Raw genomic sequence first — 19222 nt, forward strand, 5'->3', positions numbered from 1 at the left:
ATGGCGATCATTCGGAACGAGGCACTGCACAAGCAGGTGGCGGCGGCGATGCGACAGTCGATCGCCACCGGCGAGTGGCCTCCCGGCACTCAGCTGCCCACCGAAACCGATCTCGCCGAGACCTACGGCGTCTCCCGCCCCACCGTCAGGCTCGCCGTCGCCGCCCTCCGCACCGAGGGGCAGTTGGACGTGAAGCAAGGCCGCGGCACCTTCGTCCGCGCCGCCGTCCACGGCCCGAGCACCAGCCTGGACCGAACCATCACCGCCCAGGGCGACACCTTCTCAACGCCCATCGACGCCTGGTTCGACCACGCCGAGAAGCCCGCGGTCTACCGCACCCGCACCGACGCCATCACCGCGCCGCTGCTAGAGATGAACCAGGACGAACTGATGCTCGGCTGCGACCGCCTGCTCGCCGACCCCACCGGCAACGGCCGCGCCCTCCACCGCCTCCTGCTACCCATGGAACGCGTCGAGGCCACCCCGCTCGCCCAACAACCCACCGCCACCCCGGCCGAGGCCTACGCGGCGCTCGCCGACGCCGGCGGCCGCGACCTCACCTGGCGCGAGCGGGTCAGCGCCCGAGTCCCCCAGCCCGACGAACGCGAAGCCCTCCAACTCTCCGAAGCCGCCGTCCTCCTGATCGCCTACCGCATCACCTGCGACCAGACCACCGGCCTCCCCCTCATCCTCGAAGAGACCCGCCTCGGCGCCGAAACCACCGCCCTCACCTACGCCATCGACGCCCACAAGCCCAAGCGCGCCAAGGCCTCCCGCTAACCACCCCGAACACACCGAAGCCCCCATGTCCACAACGGGCACGGGGGCTGTCGCAACTCTTCTTCACTTACTCAAGGGCGCGCACAGCGCGCCAGCGCGCGGCCCTGCCGCTCGCCGTCGCTCCTGTCTTGCGCCCCGCTCCGGCGGCGGCCGGCCGCGCACGTCGAACGTGCGGCCGGGAGGGTAACCGAGGTTAGAGCCCGTCGTGGCTGGGGTCGGGCGGCTCCACGGTTTTACCCACCTCCCAGGCTCGGGACCCGAGTCGAGCAAGAACGGGGGGCCACTCGGCCAAATTGCGGTCAGGCCCAGAAGCCCTGACCGAGTCGCAACAGCTTACGGCCCCCCGATCATGCTCGACCCCAAACCAGGCAGGACACCGGCCAAAACCGCTCCACCGCCCGTGGTGGTTGGTCCAGCTTAGAGTTCGTCGGCTTGGCTACGAACCTTTTCGACCTTGGCCAGGAAGTCCCTATGCGCCTGGTCGGTTTGTTCCAAGAGGTCATACCAGCTGCGGCGCTCAATATTTGCGTTTTGCTCCAAGAGCTTCCGATTCGCGCGGCTCAATCGGTCGACATTGTCGACGATGAACGTAAGCCGCCGAACAGGAAACTCGTCTCCGAATCGAGGAGTATCGTCGAGGAAGTCCTCCAGGGCTCCCAGATAGTCGACTGCCCGGGAAAACTCCTCGTCCGTCAGCTGATAATTGACGCGCTTGATCTCCACGACCCAAAGTGTCCCCCGCGGCCCGTTGAGTAGCACGAAATCGGGCCGGCGCTCTGGATTGCGAATATTGGTGCCGGAAATCAACTCGCCGTACTTAGTGAAGCACCATGAATCGAAACTGCTGCGGACGCGGTCTAGGGTTTCATTCATCCCTAGCGGCGTCCATTCAGGGGCCAAGAGCCATGGCGCCTTCTCAATTAGCTCCTGAAGAGGGCGTTCGAGAGTGCTTCCGTCTGAGATCAGCTGTCGGAGTCGGTTTACGACATCCACCCGCTCCTGAGCCACCTGTCCAAGCGCATAGAACTCCGCAATTCGCGCCTTCTGGAAGAGGGCAAGGACCATGTCGAGGGGGCTGTTCACCTCTTCTGAGACCTTGTGTAGGGTATCCAGAAGCTCTGTGTGAGGGCCAATGCTTTTGGCGAGTTGGACGTAGCTTTCCACGCGTTCCGGGTCATCGGCCGCGTCGCGATCGCTGTCGGCCACCAGTGTGCTGAACGCGCTCTTGACGGAGGCTCGGTACTGAGGATCTCCAGGTGACTCCTCAAGGAGTCGGGCGTCAAGGTTAGCCGCCTTCTCGAAGACCTCTTGTGTCCTCTTCCGGACCGACGACCTGCCGCGCTTTGCGAGAGCTTTGACCTGTGCAGTTCCCCAATCCTGCAAGGCCTGCCCGAGCTCGGATGTCCAGATGATGTCCTGGCGGTCGGAGCGAATCAGGTCTTCGTCTTCGTCAAGCCATTCGGCATGGATTTCGCCTACGAGGTATGAACGGACCCCCCATTCTCCCGTGAATCCTGTTGTGGCGCCAAAGTCCCTGGTGGTAGCTACAATCTTGCCGCGAACGTAGATGCGGACGCCAGCCATCACCTCGTCCTTGTAGGGGTCCTTTGCAAAGGCGAGCCAGCCTGACACGGGAAGCGCCTCGTCGCCTTGGCGGGCGATCGGGTGTCTATCGAACGTGACCTTCGTATCCTCTTGAAGATCGATCTTCAGCTCGCCAAGCCGAAAGGAATCCTCGGTGAGGCCGGGGAGCGCTCCATCATGTCTTGTATTGATGACCTCGACATCCCAATCGTCGCGCCGAATTCCGAAGCGCGCGCAGAGCTGTCGATGCAGCTCATCCCCCTTTGGAACGAGCTTCCGATTAAAGTCGGTCAGGTGGATTGTTGTCCCCGTCCAATCCCTGAACGTGCCATCCAGGTCACCGACCTCAGGAATATAGTCATCCTCGCTGTCGAACATCATGGCTTCGAGGTGCAGCTTGAGGTGGGACACGCGATAACCGTTGTCGGTGCGTTCACCCCCGGATGTGATGACTTCTACGGTTCGGCAGATGCCAAATGGGGCCAGCTTCCCAATGCCTTTCCGGCCCATGACGCGCCGCTCTCTGCGGCGGGAGGTGTCCTTTCCGAAGCGTCGACGTCGGTCGGAGCCAACAAGCAGGTAGTGGCTGTTTACCTCCTCGGTGGTCATGCCGTGCCCGTTGTCCACCACAGTGATCTCGTAACTGTCCACGGCCGGTTTACCGGCGGATGGGGCCAGCCATGTGTCGAACGGCAGGCGAACAGTCACCTCTGTTGCGTCGGCGTCGTATGCGTTTGCGATGATCTCGGCGAGGACTGCGGAGACTCGGTCGTAGAGCTTGATCCCTAGCTTGTCGACAGTGAGCCGGCTGATGCGCATCCGGTAGGGGGCAGAGGTGCCGGGCCCGACGCCGGTGCCCGAATCTCGGCTCTCCCGTCGATTGGCCTTCTGCTGAGGCAGTGTTACGAACAGCTCACCGTGATCGGGTTCCTCTGCGCTCGCGTGCTGCATGCCCCACCCATCTCCGCGGTCGTCACGTAGAGCAACAGCTAAGCACATATGAGTGGTTGCCACCAGGGATCATCTGTTGCAACGGTGCTCTGCCGGTCTAGGATCGGCGCCATGCCCACGTACAGTGCTGTCGACCTGTTTGCCGGGGCGGGGGGTGCCACACGGGGCCTGAGGGATGCTGGCTTTCGGATGCTCGCCGCAGTGGAGAACGACCAGGAAGCCGCTGAAACCTACCGCAGGAACCACCCAAGGGTGCGTCTCTTTGCTCAAGACATCCGAACTGTTGAGCCACAAGAGATCCTGACTGGTGCTCAGCTTGGCCAAGGGGAGCTGGACCTGCTCAAGGCTTGCCCGCCGTGTCAAGGCTTCTCTAGCTTGGCGAAGGGAGCGGTCGATGAGCGCCGCAACGACCTGGTCCTAGACACCTTCCGCTTCGTTGAGTCGCTTCGACCTCGGATCGTCCTGCTCGAAAACGTTCCGGGCCTCGCCCGCGACCGCCGCCTGCCCGAACTTGACCGCATGTTGACGGATTCTGGCTATCAATTGAGAACGCGTGTGCTTGATGCGGCGATGTTCGGGGTTCCTCAACGTCGAAAGCGCTTCATTTGCTTCGCCATTCGCGAGGATGTCCCCTTCTCGTTCGAGGGGCATCTGATCGATCTTCTGCCAAGTAGCTTCCAGACCGCTCCCAGGACCGCCCGGCAAGCGCTGGCGCATCTGGCTCGCCACAGACGTTCGGATGATCCGCTCGATGTTCATCGATCGAGCTCTGAGACTGTTCAAGCGAGGATTGCAGCTATCCCTGTGGGCGGCAACCGCTTCGACCTGCCAGAGGAGCACCAGCTGGACTGCCATAAGCGTCTTGCTAGCGCGCGCAATGCCAGTTCCTCGTATGGCAGGGTCAAGCTCGATGAACCGGCCCCAACTATGACCACGCGATGCACTACACCTGCCTGCGGGACCTTCATTCATCCCACACTCGACCGCGGTTTGACACTGCGGGAGGCAGCAGCTTTCCAGACCTTCCCTGTGACCTATCAGTTCCATGGGCACTACGGATCGATCGAGCGACAGATCGGGAACGCTGTTCCTGTGCGCATGGCCAAGGGGCTGGGTCTCATTGCCTCCACCATCTTGGGCGGACAGGATCGTGACACCGTCACGAATCGCTAGTCGTCTGCCAGCCGGACCGCTGCAGCTAGCTGGGTGAGACTTTGGCCTGTGTCTAGTCAGGCATCGAGAAGTTGCGAACTCGGGTGCGCCCGTGCCACAGGCGTGCCAGAACGGGCGGTATGTGGCGGTCAGTTGCGGGCGCCGGCGGTGAGGTGAGTCGGGAACCCGCAGGGTGGCTGAGTCCCAGGTCACGCAGGGTGCCGGATGGTCGCTCTTATAAAGAGGGGGTGGAACAACTCGCCTCCCACTCCTCATCGTTGGCCCCTGCTCGGGAGTGAATGACCAGTGCAGGCGGGTTCCTGCACTGGCCCTTTCACGTCAGTTCTCCGCGGACGTTGGCTGCCAAGCAGAGCAGTTCCTTGAGACTCATCCAGCCCTCCAGGACGCCCTCAAGGCGGACCAGCGCCCCACCCTGAGCATCGGTGTCGGCGATCGCCCGCAAGTGCGATCGATCCACGCCGCATGCTGCCAGCAGGATGTTCACTTCATCCGCCGTCTGCCGCGCGGCCCTCCAGCCGGCGGCGTAGTCGACGCCCGGCAGCCACACCCACGAGTCAGGGTCGAGGCTCGCCGCCAACTCCGCACCGAAGTCGTCGTCCCCGTCCAACTGTGCTTCAACTCCCCTGGTCAAGAACTGAACCGGCCGTCCACGCACTGGCATGCCGAGGAGCCCGATACCATCGGCATCGGGTTCCGACCCACCGGACCACCCCTCTCCCGCCAAGGTTCCGGGGTGGTCCGGCACGTCTTCAGTTGTCCCTGATCAGGTCAGGTGCGGTCCCGCGTCGGCTGCTCGCAGTCGAAGATCCGCCGGAACAGCTCCGCCTCGGTCAGGTCGAGCAGCGGATCGTCAACGCCGGTCTTCTCCCACCAGATCTGCCGCATGAGCAGCATCCGCTCTTCCTGAGCGAAGTCAGGCTCCGTGTACCACGCCAACGCGTCGCGGTGCGCGGCCCGCCGGCTCGGCGAGACGGCCCGCACCGGCCAGGTGAACTGGCCGTCCAGCAGCCACCAGGTCGAGAGCCGGTCCCATCGGGCCCGCAGGTGCCGGATCACTGGGCTGTCCCGGGGCCGGCGGGGTACAGGCGGACCACGGTCGGGGTCAGGTCGAGGAAGGCCAGGGCCCGCACCTCTCCGTGCGTCGCGAGCCGGCGCCCGATCGACTGCTCCTCCGACGGCCCGAACAACTCGGCGAAGTAGCCCTGCTGGTCCGGGCTGAGCGGAAGCGTGCCGACCGCCGTCAGGAGCGCTGCCATCGCCTCCGGCAGCCTGCCGAAGTACTCGGGCTCCATAAGGCCTTGGACTTCCAGGACCACCGGGAAGGGGTACGGGGCGGCCGTCTCCGTCACGTCGGGGACTCCGATCGGCGTCACTTCCCCGACACCTCCCCTGCGCGCCGCGGGTGCCACCTGTGGACACCGACCGTCTGCCCGTTCACCACGATGCTTCGGGTCAGCGCCTTCCTCAGCCCCGCGCCGCAGTAGAAGCACCGCGTCGCCGTCCCGGACGACCGCCTGCTCATTCCACACCGCCTTCCGGGCCCACCAGGGCCCAAACGATCTTTCCGACACCTTCAGGGCGGGGCTCGAAGCCCCACTCCAGGGACAGGGCTTCCACCAGGTGCAGCCCACGCCCCGAGACGTCGCCCGGGTCGGCAGCACACCGGATCGCGGGCTTCTCGCTGCTCGCGTCGTGCACCTCGATCCGCAGCTGGTCGCACGCCATCTCGAACCGGACAGCGATCTCGCGCCCGGGCGAAACTCGCGCGTGCACCACCGCGTTGGCCACCAGTTCACCGAGCACCAGTTGGCCGTCGCCCATGAGGGCCGTGCCGCCCGGGATGCTCTGGAGGAAGTCACGCAGGTGGCTCCTGGCCACCGTCGCGGACCGCCTGTGCCGCGCGAGTCGCGCCTCGAACGCTGGTATCCCGTTGCCCGGCTTGTAGGGTTCGGAGCCGTCGCGGGGTTCTCCCGAGCTGGTCACGTGCACCGCCTCCCGATGCCCAATGGGCGGCCCGAACCCGAACGTCCCGGCCCTTGGTGCCAGGTTGCCGAGAGGGAGTGCGGACTTCGTACCCAAGCTGGTTGCCCACTGTGGGTAAACTCACAGGTAATCAACTTGCTTGCAGCGGCTGCTGATCAACAGCGGGGGCAATGGTGACCGAGGCTCGCGTACCGGACCGGCTCCCCGCGAGCCTGCTGTCCAACCCGGAGATGATCACTGCGTGTCGAAGACGAGACTTCGCCGCCGTGTTCCGGTTGCTCAAACTGGCGGGGATCTACCCGTCGCTCATCGCTCGCGCCTGTGACATGACACCGAGCCGGGTCGGTGAGGTCCTGTCCGGCAAGCGCAGGATCGAGAAAATCGATCTGATTGAGCGGATCGCCGACGGCCTTCACATTCCGGGCCGCCTGCTCGGCTTGGCTTCTCGGTCATGGGAGCTGGAGGCCCCGGTCCAGCATCCCCGCCGCCGCCCGCCTGAGCCTGCCGACGGCGGACAAGGCCTCAGCGCCCCGATCGACCCCGAGTTCTTCGTCAGCCACCTGCGCGGTGTGATACCCGGCCACTACAAGGCCGCGAACCTGCTCGGCTCCCGACACGCGCTCGACTCCGTGACACGACACCTCCAACTGCTCGACCGTCTCCAGCAGGCCATCGGGGGCCGCGACCGCGAGGAACTCCTCACCATCGGCACTCGTACCGCGGAGTTCCTGGGCTGGTTGAACCAGGACCTCGGGGACTTCGACCGAGCCCTGTTCTGGTCGGACCGCGCAATGGAGTGGGCGCAGGAGGCCGGCGACGACGTGATGGCCGCCTACGTGCTCTTCCGGAAGAGCAACCAGGCCACCGCCCAGCGCAACGCCCAGAAGGCCGTCAGCCTTGCCCGCGCGGCCCAGCGGTCGGTCGGGGCCACTCACCGGATCCGGGCACTGGCGGCGCAGCAGGAGGCACAGGGCCACGCGATGATGGGCAACCCTCGCTTCGCACAGGCGAAGTTCGACGAGGCTCACGAGATCGCGGCCGCGCCGGACGATTCGCACGCCGACGACGCTCTTGATCTCGCCTACTGCACACCGACCTACATCGAGATGCAGCGCGCGAACTGTCTGATCGAACTCGGCGACCCGCACACGGCCGTGGGCATGTTCGAGGCGGAGCTCCGAGTGCTGCCGCCGGTCTACCGTAACGACCAGGGCGTCTACCTCTCCCGACTGGCGCGGGCCTACGCGGTGTCCGGTGAACCCGAGCAGGCTGTCGCCGCAGCCGACCGCGCACTGTCCATCGCCGTCGACACCGAGTCAGCGCGCGCAATGTCCGAACTATCCACCGCCGGAAAGGCCCTCCAGCGGTGGAGCGCCGTACCCCAAGTAGCCACGTTCACCCACCGCTTGGCACTGATGAGCAGCGGAAGCCCTCTCGACCGCTGACGACCCGATGAGAGAGGCTGGGCTCATGGACGCACTGATCACGGCCGCCACCTCCGCAGACGAACGCCGGCGCGGCGCCAAGATCGCCGTGCTGCCGGTCGGCAGCTTCGAGCAACACGGCGATCACCTGCCCCTGACCACCGACACCGTCGTCGCCAGCCTGATCGCCCAGCGGATCGCCACCGACTACGACCTGTTCCTCCTGCCACCCATCACCCTGTCCTGCTCCCACGAGCACTCCCACATGCCGGGCACCGTCAGCATCAGCGCCGCCACGCTCTACGCCGTGATCAACGACACTTGGAGGTCCCTCCAGGCGTCCGGCGTCCCCGGCCTGCTGATCGTGAACGGGCACGGCGGGAACTACGTCCTCTCCAACGTGGTCCAGGAGGCCAACACCGAGGGCCCGCGCGTCGCCCTCTTCCCGGTCCGCGAGGACTGGCACCAGGCCCGCGAGGCCGCAGCCCTGGAGAGCAGCGGCGGCGAGGACATGCACGGCGGCGAGCTGGAGGTCTCACTCCTCCTCCACGGCGCTCCCCACCTCATCCGCGAGGGCATCGAGCAGGACGACCACGACGCCCCGGAGCGCCCCCACCTCCTCACGCTGGGCATGGCCGGCTACACCGAGAACGGCATCATCGGCCGCCCGTCCCTCGGTACCGCCGAAAAGGGCGGGGCCATCCTGGAGAGCCTGTCCAAGTCGGCCGCCGGGCACCTGTCACTCATCAGAGGTAGCTGACAGCCACCGGCCATCACTCGAAGGCGTTCAGCACTCCATCGAACGCAGGAGCCCTCCCCGACAGGATCGGGGAGGGCTCTGGGCGTGGCCTCAGCGGGTCAGACCCACTCGATGGAGGACTCGATGCCCTGGGCACTCCGGGCGGCGGGCAGAGGAGTCTTCCGGCCCCCCTGCCGGGCCGCCCGTGGGGCCGGGGCTGGCTCGCCCGGGGCGCGCGTCACACCGAGTGCGCCCAGGACGAGCTGTCGTTCGCCCTCCGAGAGGCTGTGAAATACGTCACACAGCTCGCCGAGCGTGTCCCCCATGCCTCTGGCTAACCCTGCTGGCCAGTGGCGTTGACGACCGTCAGCGGCAGCATCTTCTTGCCCGTCGGGCCGATTTGTATGGCCGTGTCCATCTGCGGGCACACGCCGCAGTCGAAGCACGGGGTCCAGCGGCAGTCGTCGACCTCGACCTCCTCCAGGGCGTCCTGCCAGTCCTCCCAGAGCCAGTCCTTGTCGAGGCCGCTGTCCAGGTGGTCCCAGGGCAGCACCTCCTCGTAGGTGCGCTCGCGGGTGGTGTACCAGTCGACGTCGACGCCGGTGCCGGCCAGGCCCTTCTCGGCGCAGGCCATCCAGCGGTCGTAGGAGAAGTACTCGCGCCAGCCGTCGAAGCGGCCGCCGTCCTCGTAGACCTCGCGGATGATCGCGCCGACCCGGCGGTCGCCGCGGGAGAGCAGGCCCTCGACGATGCCCGGCTTGCCGTCGTGGTAGCGGTAGCCGATGTTCTTGCCGTACTTGCGGTCGCCGCGGATGGAGTCGCGCAGCTTGGCCAGGCGGGCGTCGGTGGCCTCGGCGGACAGCTGCGGGGCCCACTGGAACGGGGTGTGCGGCTTGGGCACGAACCCGCCGATGGAGACGGTGCAGCGGATGTCGTTCTGGCCGGTGACCTCGCGGCCCTTCTGGATGACGTTCTTCGCCATCTCGCCGATCTGGAGCACGTCCTCGTCGGTCTCGGTGGGCAGGCCGCACATGAAGTACAGCTTCACCTGGCGCCAGCCGTTGCCGTACGCGGTGGCGACGGTGCGGATCAGGTCCTCCTCCGACACCATCTTGTTGATGACCTTGCGCATGCGCTCGCTGCCGCCCTCGGGGGCGAAGGTGAGGCCCGAGCGGCGCCCGTTGCGGGACAGCTCGTTGGCGAGGTCGATGTTGAAGGCGTCGACGCGGGTGGACGGCAGCGACAGGCCGATCTTGTCCTCGGTGTAGCGGTCCGCCAAGCCCTTGGCGATGTCGCCGATCTCGGTGTGGTCGGCGCTGGACAGCGACAGCAGGCCGACCTCCTCGAAGCCGGTCGCCTTCAGCCCGCGCTCCACCATCTCGCCGATGCCGGTGATGCTTCGCTCCCGCACGGGGCGCGTGATCATGCCGGCCTGGCAGAAGCGGCAGCCGCGGGTGCAGCCGCGGAAGATCTCCACGGACATCCGCTCGTGCACCGTCTCGGCGAGCGGGACCAGCGGCTGCTTCGGGTACGGCCACTCGTCGAGGTCCATCACGGTGTGCTTGGACACCCGCCACGGCACGCCGGGGGCGTTCGGCACGACGCGGCCGATCCGGCCGTCGGCCAGGTACTCCACGTCGTAGAACTTGGGGACGTAGACTCCGCCGGTGCGGGCCAGGCGCAGCAGCAGCTCGTCCCGGCCGCCCGGGCGGCCCTCGGCCTTCCAGGCCCGGATGATCTCCGTGATGTCGAGGACGGCCTGCTCGCCGTCGCCGACCACGGCGCAGTCGATGAAGTCCGCGATCGGCTCCGGGTTGAAGGCCGCGTGGCCGCCGGCCAGGACGATCGGGTCGTCGATGGTGCGGTCCTTGGCCTCCAGCGGGATGCCGGCCAGGTCGAGCGCGGTCAGCATGTTCGTGTAGCCGAGCTCGGTGGAGAACGACAGGCCGAACACGTCGAAGGCCTTCACCGGGCGGTGGGCGTCCACGGTGAACTGCGGGACGTGGTGCTCGCGCATCAGCGCCTCGAGGTCCGGCCAGACGCTGTAGGTGCGCTCGGCGAGTACACCCTCACGCTCGTTCAGCACCTCGTAGAGGATCATGACGCCCTGGTTGGGCAGCCCGACCTCGTAGGCGTCGGGGTACATCAGCGCCCAGCGGACGTCGCAGGCGTCCCAGTCCTTGACGGTCGAGTTCAGCTCGCCGCCGACGTACTGGATCGGCTTCTGGACGTGCGGGAGGAGGGCCTCCAGGCGTGGGAAGACCGATTCGACAGTCATGTACTAGGAACCCTTACGACGTGATTCGGTGCCGCGAGTCGGCACGGGAGGGGTGACCCTCAAGGGTAGCCCAATCCGGGGAACGGGCCGTCTGCCCCGGTTCACGGGCCCTCCGCGCTCCGGCGCGACCCCGGACGGGCCGGTCTCCGCCCGCACCCGCCGGTGTCCACCGGTGCCCACCGGTGGCCTCCCGAGCCCGCTGGTGCCCGCCCCGGCACGCGCGGTGGGCGCCCGCCGGCCGGTCCCGTCCGCCGTTGACACGCCCGGACGGCCCGTGCGGTACTGACAGGGCTCCGCCAAAGACATCTGCACCCCTTCCGGACAAGGAAGTTGAGTCGTACGCTCGGCCCTCGTCGGTTTTCCGGCCGGCACGCCTCTCCCTCCCCACGGGCCGCCCACGGACGGCCCCGTCCGTCCCCGCACGGCCGCCGTTCCCGGCCCGCGGTGCCACGCCCAGCCCCGTCCCCCTCCCCCGTCCCCCCGCCCGCACGCCGTGCCCGGCGGCGCACCCGCACGCCCGCGCCCCGGCGGCCGTACGACCGGCGCAAGGAGAACCATGACCGACACCGGTCGGCGGATCCGCCCGCTCCGGACCCTCGACACCCGGCCGGCCCGCTACCCGACGCCGGCCCAGGCCGAGTCCGCCGCACGGCGGCTCGCCCTGCGGCACCCGGACCGCTGCCGGCTGCGCGAGGTGGGCCGCTCCCGGGCCGGCCGCCCGCTGCTGCTGCTCTCCGTGGACCGCGGCCCGCGGGCCGTCCTGGTGGTCGGCGGCCCGCACCCCAACGAACCGATCGGCACCGCCGGGACCGTCCGGCTCGCCGAGGTGCTGCTCGACCGCCCCGCCCGCCCCGGACTCTCCTGGCACCTGCTGCTCTGCCTCGACCCCGACGGCGCCGCGCTCAACGCCGGCTGGCTGGACGGCCCGCTCACCATGCGGCGCCACTACGAGCACTTCTTCCGCCCCTCCTTCGAGGAGCAGCCCGAACTGCTGCCCGCCCCCGGCTCCGGCCGCCCGCCGATGCCGGAGAGCCTGGCGCTGACCGGACTGATCGACGAACTGCGCCCGTTCCTCCAGTGCTCGCTGCACGGGGTGGACTTCGGCGGCGCGTTCGCCCAGCTCACCCGCCCCGTCCCGGGCCTGGCCGGGCGCTTCGCCCGCTCCGCGCAGCGGGCCGGCGTGCCGCTCGACGTGGACTCCTACGACGCGATCGGCTGGGCCAGCCCGGACCCGGGCACCTACCTGATGCCGTCTCCGGGCGCCGGCGGCTCCCGGGCCCTGCCGGACGAGCCCGAGCTGTCCACCTGGTCGTACGCGGCCCGGTACGGCGCGGTCTCCGCGGTGCTGGAGGTCCCGATGTGGGCCGTCGACGCGGTCGGCGACGCCCACCGCCACCCGGCCGGCCCGCAGGCCCTCGCGGCCGCCGCCCGCGACCTCACCGCACGCGCCGCGGACCTCACCGCCCTGCTCCCGGCCGTCCGCGCGCACCGGCCCGGGGCGCCCGGCCACGAGGCGTACGGCCCGCTGCTGCGCACCGCCGAGTCCAGCCTGGCGGTCGCCCCGCGGGTGGCCGAGGAGTGGCTGGAGCGCTGGGGCGCCGAACCGCTCACCGCCTCCCGGGTGACCACCGCCGGACTGGTCGCCGCCCGCGTACCGCTGCGGGTCGCGTCGATCCTGCTGCGGCTGCTCGCCGACACCCGCGGCCCCGGCGTCGAGGCCGCCCGCGACCGCGCCCGCACCGTCGTCGCCGACAGCCTCGACCGGCTGCGCCACCGCTTCGGCACCCGCTGGGTGCCCGTCCAGGAGCAACTCGCCCACCAGACCCGCGCCGTCCTCACCACCGCCGACTGCCTCCTCTGAACCCGCCCCGGCCCCGGACACGACAGCACCCCCGGACACGACAGCGGGGCCGGCCCGGGAAGTCCCGGACCGGCCCCGCCGCCGCACGGCGCGGCGCGCTCAGGCCGCTATCGGCCGCTGGCTCCGCACCGCCTGGAGCAGCCCGATGGCGATCCAGTTGGCGAACATCGACGAGCCGCCGTACGAGACGAACGGCAGCGGGATGCCCGCGACCGGCATGATGCCCAGGCACATCCCTATGTTCTCGAAGGCCTGGAAGGCCATCCAGGCGATGACCCCGGCCGCCACGATCGTCCCGTACAGGTCGGTCGCCTGCCGGGCGATCCGGCAGGCCCGCCAGAGGATCACGCCGACCAGCGCGATGATCGCCAGCGCCCCGACGAAGCCCAGCTCCTCGCCGGCCACGGTGAACACGAAGTCGGTCTGCTGCTCCGGCACGAACTGCCCGACGGTCTGGGTGCCGTGGAACAGCCCCTTGCCGTTCAGCCCGCCCGAGCCGATCGCGATCCGGGCCTGCGCGGTGTTGTAGCCGACGCCGTTCGGGTCCAGCTGCGGGTTGGCGAAGGCGGCGAAGCGGTCGATCTGGTACTGGCTCAGCAGCCCGAACTTCCAGATCGCCACGCATCCGGCGGTGCCCGCCACCAGCAGGCCGAGCACCCAGCGGTTCGCCGCGCCGGAGCCGAGCAGGATGCCCAGCACGATCGCGGCCATCACCATCACCGAGCCGGCATCCGGCATCAACAGCACTATGCACATCGGCACCCCGGCCCAGAGCAGGCCCCGGAACACCGCCCGGTGCGAGGGGAACTCCCGCTCCCCCGCGTCCACCTGGTCCGACAGCACGACCGCCATCGCCAGCACGATCGCGAGCTTGGCGAACTCGGCCGGCTGGATCGAGAAGCCGCCGCCGAGCTGGATCCACGAGTGCGCGCCGTTGATGGTCGAGCCGAGCGGGCTGAGCGTCGCCAGCAGCAGGACGAGCACGCCGACGTACAGGAACGGCACGATCGTGCGGAAGCGCCGGCTCCCTATCGCTATCACCACGGAGCACAGCACCAGCCCGACCACGAAGTTGGTCAGGTGCCGGTACAGGAAGTACTGCGGGTCCCCGTGGGTCAGCGAGTCGCGCCCGCGGGTGGCCGACCAGACCAGCAGCGAGCTGCCGGCCGAGAGGGCGAGGGCGGCCACCAGCAGTATCCAGTCGAGCCGCCAGAGCGGGGAGTCCTTGGACAGCGCCTTGGAGACCCCGCGGCGCTGCGGGGCCAGCCGCAGCTGCCGGTACGAGCCGTAGGAGGTCATGCCCGTCCCCTTCCCGGTCCGCGCGTGGGTTCGAGCGCGGCGTCGGCCGCGGTGTACGACGCCGGACGGTCGGCCGGCGGCGTCCGGTCGAGGAAGGCCGTCGCCGGGGCCGGCTGCGCCGTGGCCGCGTCGAGCAGCGCCGGAGCGGCGGCGACGGCCTGGGCCTGGAGGCCCGGGGCCTGGGCGCCCTGCGCCGCGTCGGCGCCGTACGAGACCGGCTTGATGATCGCGGTGCCGTCCGGGTTGAACTTCGGCAGCTCGGCCTGCGGCGCGGGCAGCAGCGCCTTGCCGCTGTCGATGCCGCCCTTGTCGTCCACGCCGTACAGCGCCTGGTAGATCCGGCGGATGGCGTCGCCGGAGCCGCCGGAGCCGGTGCCGCCCTGGCTTATCGTCATGACGACCGCGTAGTCCTTGCTGTACGTGGTCAGCCAGGAGGTGGTCTGCTTGCCCTCGACCTCGGCGGTGCCGGTCTTGGCGTGCAGCGTGATCTTGTCCTGCGGCCAGCCGTTGAACTTCCAGGCGGCGGTACCGCTCTTGATGACGCTCTCGGTGGCCTGGTTGATGTAGCTGAGCAGCTTCTCGTCGCCGGGGAACTTGGCGTCCTCGTGCGGGGCGATCTCGCGGACGAGGTCCCCGCCCGGGCTTATCACGGCCTTGGCGATGGTCGGCCGGTAGAAGGTGCCGCCGTTGGCGAGCGCCGAGTAGATCCGGGCCATCTGGACCGGGGTGACGAGGGTGTCGCCCTGGCCGATCGCGAAGTTGACGGCGTCACCGGCGCGCATCTGGTAACCGTCGACGCAGTTCTCCCGGGCGATCTGGTCGGAGTAGCTGTTGCCGCCCTTCTGCCCCTGGGCGCACCAGGCGTCCTTGTTGTTGTCGTAGAAGGACTGCTTCCACTGCCGGTCCGGCACCCGGCCGGTGACCTCGGACGGCAGGTCGATGCCGGTCTTGGCGCCGAGGCCGAACTCGTGGGCGGTCTTGAAGAACCAGTCGCCCGGGTCCTTCTTCGGCTTGATGCCGCCGTCCTTCATCCACTGGTCGTACGCCAGGCCGTAGAAGACGGTGTCGCAGGAGACCTCCAGCGCCTTCTCCAGGGAGATCTGGCCGAAGTTCTCGCTCTCGAAGTTCTTGAACTCGCGGCCGCCGATGGTCATGCTCTTCGGGCAGTCGTAGCGGCCGTCCAGCGAGTAGCCGGCCTGCACGGCGGCGGTGGTGGAGATGACCTTGAAGGTCGAGCCGGGGGCGGACTGACCCTGTATGGCCCGGTTCAGCAGCGGGAAGTTGGAGTCCTTGCTGGTCAGCGACTGGTAGTCCTTGCCGCTGATGCCGCCCACCCAGAGGTTCGGGTCGTAGGTCGGGGCGCTCGCCATCGCGACGATCCGCCCGGTGTGCACGTCCATCACCACGGCGGCGCCGGAGTCGGCCTCGTAGTTGCGGTTGGTGATCTTGTCGAAGGTGTTCCGGGCGTCGTTCATGGCCTGCGCCAGGTTGTCCTCGACCACCTTCTGCACCCGGGCGTCGATGCTGGTGACCAGGTTGTCACCGGTCTGCGGGGCGACGGTGCCGGCGTTGCCGATCACCCGGCCGAGGTTGTCGACCTCCAGCTTGGTGATGCCCGCGGTGCCGCGCAGGTCGCGGTCGTACACCGACTCCAGGCCGGCCCGCCCGATCTGGTCGGCCGGCAGGTAGCGGTCCAGGCCGCTCTTGCCGGCGGTCTTGCTGACCTCCTCGTCGGTGACCGGCGAGAGGTAGCCGAGCACCTGGGCCATGTTGGCGCCCTCGGCGCCGGTGTAGCGGCGTACGGCGGTGGGCTGCGCGGTGATCCCGGGGAAGTCCTCGCGGCGCTCCATTATCTGCATCGCCTGCTGGGTGGTCGCCTCCTTGGTGACCGGGATCGGCTGGTACGGCGAACCGTTCCAGCAGGGCTGCGGGGTCTTGGCGTCGCAGAGCCGGACCTTCTCCTGCACGTCCTTGGCCGGCATCCCCAGCACCTCGGCCAGCCGGGACAGCACCGCCTTGCCGCCGTCCTTCTGCTGGAGCAGCGAGGTGCGGCTGACCGAGACCACCAGCCGGGTCTCGTTGCCGGCCAGCACCCGCCCGGAGGCGTCCAGGATCTCGCCGCGGACGGCCGGCTCGACCACCTCGCGGATGTGGTTGCCGGTCGCCTTGGCGGTGTACTCCTTGGCGTTGCGGATCTGCAGGTACCACAGCCGTCCGCCGAGGGTGGCGAGCAGCGACAGCACCAGGATCTGCAGCACCACCAGACGGATCGTCACCCGTCGGGTGCGGCCGGTCTCGGGGATGTTGCTCACGTCTCGTGCGCTCCAGGATGCGGGGAGGTCGGGTGGTCGGGGCCGGAGGGCCGGGGCCGGGAGGCCGGTCCGGTTACGGGCGGCGGGCGAAGCCCGGCACGCGCCGCTTCTTGTACGACGGGCCCGTCGAGGTGTCGCGGGTGGTGCGGTAGCGGGCCAGCGTGCCCAGGCCGGAGCCGCCCTCGTCGTCGTCCGCGGCGGCCACCGGGTCGCGGCCGAAGCGGCGGCCGAGGTACATCACCAGCGGCACCACGAAGGGGGCCAGCAGCAGGTCGTAGAGCAGGGCGCTGATGACCAGTCCGCCGAGGCCGACGTGCCGGGCCGCGGTGTCGCCGACCAGGGCGCCGACCATCGCGTAGAGCAGGGTGGAGGCGACCGCCGCGGCGCCGACCACGACCAGCGAGCCGGCCACGGAGCGCTGGCGGCCGTGGTCCGGGCGCAGCAGCCCGGCGGCGTAGCCCATCAGGCAGAGCACCAGCGCGTAGCGGCCGATGGCGTGGTCGGAGGGCGGCGCGAGGTCGGCCAGCAGGCCCCCCGCGAAGCCGACCAGGCAGCCGCCGGTGGGCCCGTAGACCATGGCCAGGCCGACCACGACGAGCAGCAGTATGTCCGGGGTGGCTCCCGGGAGCTGGAGCCGGCCGAACACGCTGACCTGGAGGATCAGGCCGAACAGGACGAGGCCGGCGGAGACGGGGATGCGGGCGAGGCGCATGGCTCAGTTCCCCCCAGTGGGCTTGGCGGGCGGGGCGGCGGGCGCGGAGGCCGGGACCTGGCCGGGCGCGGAGGCCGGGACCTGGCCCGGCGCGGCGGCCGGCTGGCCCGCGGCGGGCGCCGGCGGCAGGACGGCGTCGCGCGGGTCGGCGCGCGGCGGCACGACCACCACGCCGACCAGGTCCAGCCGGGTGAACTGGACGAAGGGCTCGACCAGGACGGTCTTGGTCAGCTGGCCGGCGTTGGCCTGGACCTCGACGACCTTGCCGACCGGGACGCCGGGGACGAACGGGCGGCCGCTCTGCGAGCCGAAGGTGACCAGCCGGTCGCCGGCCTTGACCTGGGCCTTGCCGTTGAGCAGGGAGACCTTCATCGGGCTGTCGCCGCCGCCGGAGGCGAAGCCGATCTCGCCGGTGCCCTCCAGCCGGGTGCCGGCCGAGAAGCCGGGGTCGGAGGCGAGCAGCACGGTGGCGGTGGTGGGCGCGACGGTGGTGATCCGGCCGACCAGGCCCTGACCGTTGATCACCGTCATGTCGCGGGTGAGGCCGTCGTCGCTGCCGGCGTCGATGGTGATGGTCCAGGAGAAGCCCTGGGCCGGGCCGATCGCGATGACCTGGGCGGCCTTGACGGTGTAGCCGCCGGCTCCGGCGGTGCGCAGCAGGTCGTCCAGCTGTTTGGTGCGCCCGGTGGCCATGTCGGAGGAGGCGAGCTTCTGCCGGAGTTCGGTGTTCTCGCGGGCGAGCTGGTCGGTGCGGCCGCTGTCGGTGGCCGCGTCGCGGAAGGCGCGGACGGTGTCGGCGACCGGGTCGACGACGGTGGCGGCTCCGCGCTCGACCGGTCCGAGGACGCTGGCGGCGGCGTGCCGGGCGGGCCCGAGCGGGGAGTCCTCACCGCCCTTGATGTCCACGGTGATCAGCGCGAAGGCGACGGCCACCAGCAGGATCAGCAGCAGCCGGCTCTCTCGTGTGTCCCTCACGGTGCTGGTACTGCCCCTTCGTACCTGGCCGCCGCCCGGGGCTGTGGGGCCCGGGCGGCGGCCCGTTCAGTCGAGTGTCTGATGTGACGTGTGGTGCCGGTGGTGCGGCGACCTGTCAACGACGCGGCGAAGCGTCGAGTACCTGCTGGAGCGCCTCGAACTCCTCGACGCATTTGCCGGAGCCGAGCGCGACGGAGTCGAGCGGGTTCTCCGCGATGTGGATCGGCATGCCGGTCTCGCGGCGCAGCCGCTCGTCCAGGCCGCGCAGCAGGGCGCCGCCGCCGGTGAGCACGATGCCCCGGTCCATGACGTCGCCGGCCAGCTCGGGCGGGCACTGGTCGAGGGTGGTCTTGACCGCGTCGATGATCGCGTTGACGGGCTCGTCGATGGCCTCGCGGACCTCGGCGGCGGAGATGACCACGGTCTTGGGCAGACCGCTGACCAGGTCGCGGCCGCGGATCTCGGCGTGCTCGTCCTTCTCGCCCTCCAGGCCGAAGGCGCTGCCGATGCTCATCTTGATCTGCTCGGCACTGCGCTCGCCGAGGAGCAGCGAGTACTCCTTCTTGATGTGCTGGACGATCGCGTTGTCCAGCTCGTCGCCGGCGACCCGGATGGACTGGGCGGTGACGATGCCGCCGAGGGAGATCACGGCGACCTCGGTGGTGCCGCCGCCGATGTCGACGACCATGTTGCCGGTGGCCTCGTGGACGGGCAGGCCGGCGCCGATCGCGGCGGCCATCGGCTCCTCGATGATGTGCACCTGGCGGGCGCCGGCCTGCGAGGAGGCCTCGATGACGGCGCGGCGCTCGACGCCGGTGATGCCGGAGGGCACGCAGACCACGACGCGGGGGCGGGCGAGGTAGCGGCGGCGGTGGATCTTGAGGATGAAGTACCGCAGCATCCGCTCGGTGATCTCGAAGTCGGCGATCACGCCGTCCTTGAGCGGGCGGATGGCGACGATGTTGCCCGGGGTGCGGCCGATCATCTTCTTGGCCTCGGCGCCGACGGCGAGGATGCCGCCGGTGTTGGTGTTCACCGCGACGACGGACGGCTCGTTCAGAACGATGCCCTTGCCCCTGACGTACACCAGCGTATTGGCTGTTCCGAGGTCGATCGCCAAGTCGCGGCCGATGAACGACAGGTTGCTCGCC

Annotated in this window: 16 protein-coding genes; 5 read left to right on the forward strand and 11 right to left on the reverse strand. The window is 69.2% G+C overall.

Translation table 11 applies throughout. The features are described from left to right. Window positions 1–780 carry a GntR family transcriptional regulator gene (locus tag ACWDCZ_RS19990; RefSeq protein ID WP_449816553.1) on the forward strand — a complete coding sequence of 260 codons (780 nt, stop codon included), beginning with the start codon at window positions 1–3 and terminating at the stop codon, window positions 778–780. Window positions 781–1197: 417 nt separating this feature from the next. On the opposite strand, the gene ACWDCZ_RS19995 is transcribed toward ACWDCZ_RS19990, so the two are convergent. Then, window positions 1198–3315 carry an ATP-binding protein gene (locus tag ACWDCZ_RS19995; RefSeq protein WP_449816554.1) on the reverse strand — a complete coding sequence of 706 codons (2118 nt, stop codon included), beginning with the start codon at window positions 3313–3315 and terminating at the stop codon, window positions 1198–1200. Between the two features lie 111 nt (window positions 3316–3426). Here ACWDCZ_RS19995 and ACWDCZ_RS20000 point away from each other — a divergent pair, with 111 nt between their 5' ends. Beyond that, a complete protein-coding gene (locus ACWDCZ_RS20000) occupies window positions 3427–4488 on the forward strand; it encodes a DNA cytosine methyltransferase (RefSeq protein WP_449816555.1) in 1062 nt (353 codons plus the stop codon). Between the two features lie 313 nt (window positions 4489–4801). Here the strand turns inward: ACWDCZ_RS20000 and ACWDCZ_RS20005 are convergent, their stop codons facing one another. From ACWDCZ_RS20005 to ACWDCZ_RS20020, 4 genes are all read right to left on the reverse strand, one after another. After that, window positions 4802–5095, reverse strand: a complete 294-nt coding sequence (locus ACWDCZ_RS20005; protein WP_449816556.1) for a hypothetical protein — start codon at window positions 5093–5095, stop codon at window positions 4802–4804. Window positions 5096–5256: 161 nt separating this feature from the next. Beyond that, the gene (locus tag ACWDCZ_RS20010; RefSeq protein WP_117487753.1) at window positions 5257–5544 is read right to left on the reverse strand and encodes a hypothetical protein; all 288 of its coding nucleotides are present in this window, start codon (window positions 5542–5544) and stop codon (window positions 5257–5259) included. After that, a complete protein-coding gene (locus ACWDCZ_RS20015) occupies window positions 5541–5861 on the reverse strand; it encodes a hypothetical protein (protein ID WP_117487754.1) in 321 nt (106 codons plus the stop codon). Before ACWDCZ_RS20015 ends, ACWDCZ_RS20010 begins: the two co-directional genes overlap by 4 nt. Window positions 5862–6006: 145 nt before the next feature. Further along, window positions 6007–6471, reverse strand: coding sequence for an ATP-binding protein (locus ACWDCZ_RS20020; RefSeq protein ID WP_449814344.1), 465 nt, complete (start codon window positions 6469–6471; stop codon window positions 6007–6009). Between the two features lie 170 nt (window positions 6472–6641). Here ACWDCZ_RS20020 and ACWDCZ_RS20025 point away from each other — a divergent pair, with 170 nt between their 5' ends. Both ACWDCZ_RS20025 and ACWDCZ_RS20030 read left to right on the forward strand, forming a co-directional pair. After that, window positions 6642–7916 carry a hypothetical protein gene (locus ACWDCZ_RS20025; protein WP_449816557.1) on the forward strand — a complete coding sequence of 425 codons (1275 nt, stop codon included), beginning with the start codon at window positions 6642–6644 and terminating at the stop codon, window positions 7914–7916. 25 nt (window positions 7917–7941) lie between these two features. Next, window positions 7942–8655: a creatininase family protein gene (locus tag ACWDCZ_RS20030; RefSeq protein WP_449816558.1), complete on the forward strand. Its 714-nt coding sequence runs from the start codon at window positions 7942–7944 to the stop codon at window positions 8653–8655. Window positions 8656–8968: 313 nt separating this feature from the next. Here the strand turns inward: ACWDCZ_RS20030 and ACWDCZ_RS20035 are convergent, their stop codons facing one another. Further along, window positions 8969–10912, reverse strand: a complete 1944-nt coding sequence (locus ACWDCZ_RS20035) for a TIGR03960 family B12-binding radical SAM protein (protein WP_074000690.1) — start codon at window positions 10910–10912, stop codon at window positions 8969–8971. Window positions 10913–11468: 556 nt separating this feature from the next. Between ACWDCZ_RS20035 and ACWDCZ_RS20040 the strand changes: the two genes are divergently transcribed. After that, the gene (locus tag ACWDCZ_RS20040; protein WP_387827148.1) at window positions 11469–12773 is read left to right on the forward strand and encodes a M14 family zinc carboxypeptidase; all 1305 of its coding nucleotides are present in this window, start codon (window positions 11469–11471) and stop codon (window positions 12771–12773) included. A gap of 99 nt (window positions 12774–12872) precedes the next feature. Here the strand turns inward: ACWDCZ_RS20040 and rodA are convergent, their stop codons facing one another. The 5 genes from rodA to ACWDCZ_RS20065 form a co-directional block, all read right to left on the reverse strand. Beyond that, the gene (gene rodA, locus ACWDCZ_RS20045; protein ID WP_449816559.1) at window positions 12873–14072 is read right to left on the reverse strand and encodes a rod shape-determining protein RodA; all 1200 of its coding nucleotides are present in this window, start codon (window positions 14070–14072) and stop codon (window positions 12873–12875) included. Beyond that, window positions 14069–16384: a penicillin-binding protein 2 gene (gene mrdA / locus ACWDCZ_RS20050; RefSeq protein WP_380743957.1), complete on the reverse strand. Its 2316-nt coding sequence runs from the start codon at window positions 16382–16384 to the stop codon at window positions 14069–14071. The genes rodA and mrdA overlap by 4 nt, the downstream gene beginning before the upstream one ends. Window positions 16385–16457: 73 nt before the next feature. Then, entirely contained in the window at window positions 16458–17096 is a 639-nt protein-coding gene (mreD, locus tag ACWDCZ_RS20055) for a rod shape-determining protein MreD (protein ID WP_049658707.1), read from the reverse strand. Between the two features lie 3 nt (window positions 17097–17099). Then, complete coding sequence (gene mreC, locus ACWDCZ_RS20060) at window positions 17100–18071, reverse strand: rod shape-determining protein MreC (protein WP_449816560.1); 972 nt, start codon at window positions 18069–18071, stop codon at window positions 17100–17102. 115 nt (window positions 18072–18186) lie between these two features. Next, complete coding sequence (locus ACWDCZ_RS20065; RefSeq protein WP_049648984.1) at window positions 18187–19212, reverse strand: rod shape-determining protein; 1026 nt, start codon at window positions 19210–19212, stop codon at window positions 18187–18189. Between the last annotated feature and the right edge of the window lie 10 nt (window positions 19213–19222).

This window comes from Kitasatospora sp. NPDC001225, assembly GCF_053597855.1.

Excerpts from the sequence above, each read along its gene's own strand:
- ACWDCZ_RS20035 (WP_074000690.1), bottom strand. The coding sequence starts at position 10,912 with ATGACTGTCGAATCGGTCTTCCCACGCCTGGAGGCCCTCCTCCCGCAC.
- ACWDCZ_RS19995 (WP_449816554.1), bottom strand. The coding sequence starts at position 3,315 with ATGCAGCACGCGAGCGCAGAGGAACCCGATCACGGTGAGCTGTTCGTA.
- ACWDCZ_RS20040 (WP_387827148.1), top strand. The coding sequence starts at position 11,469 with ATGACCGACACCGGTCGGCGGATCCGCCCGCTCCGGACCCTCGACACC.
- mreD (WP_049658707.1), bottom strand. The coding sequence starts at position 17,096 with ATGCGCCTCGCCCGCATCCCCGTCTCCGCCGGCCTCGTCCTGTTCGGC.
- ACWDCZ_RS19990 (WP_449816553.1), top strand. The coding sequence starts at position 1 with ATGGCGATCATTCGGAACGAGGCACTGCACAAGCAGGTGGCGGCGGCG.
- ACWDCZ_RS20030 (WP_449816558.1), top strand. The coding sequence starts at position 7,942 with ATGGACGCACTGATCACGGCCGCCACCTCCGCAGACGAACGCCGGCGC.
- ACWDCZ_RS20025 (WP_449816557.1), top strand. The coding sequence starts at position 6,642 with ATGGTGACCGAGGCTCGCGTACCGGACCGGCTCCCCGCGAGCCTGCTG.
- rodA (WP_449816559.1), bottom strand. The coding sequence starts at position 14,072 with ATGACCTCCTACGGCTCGTACCGGCAGCTGCGGCTGGCCCCGCAGCGC.
- ACWDCZ_RS20000 (WP_449816555.1), top strand. The coding sequence starts at position 3,427 with ATGCCCACGTACAGTGCTGTCGACCTGTTTGCCGGGGCGGGGGGTGCC.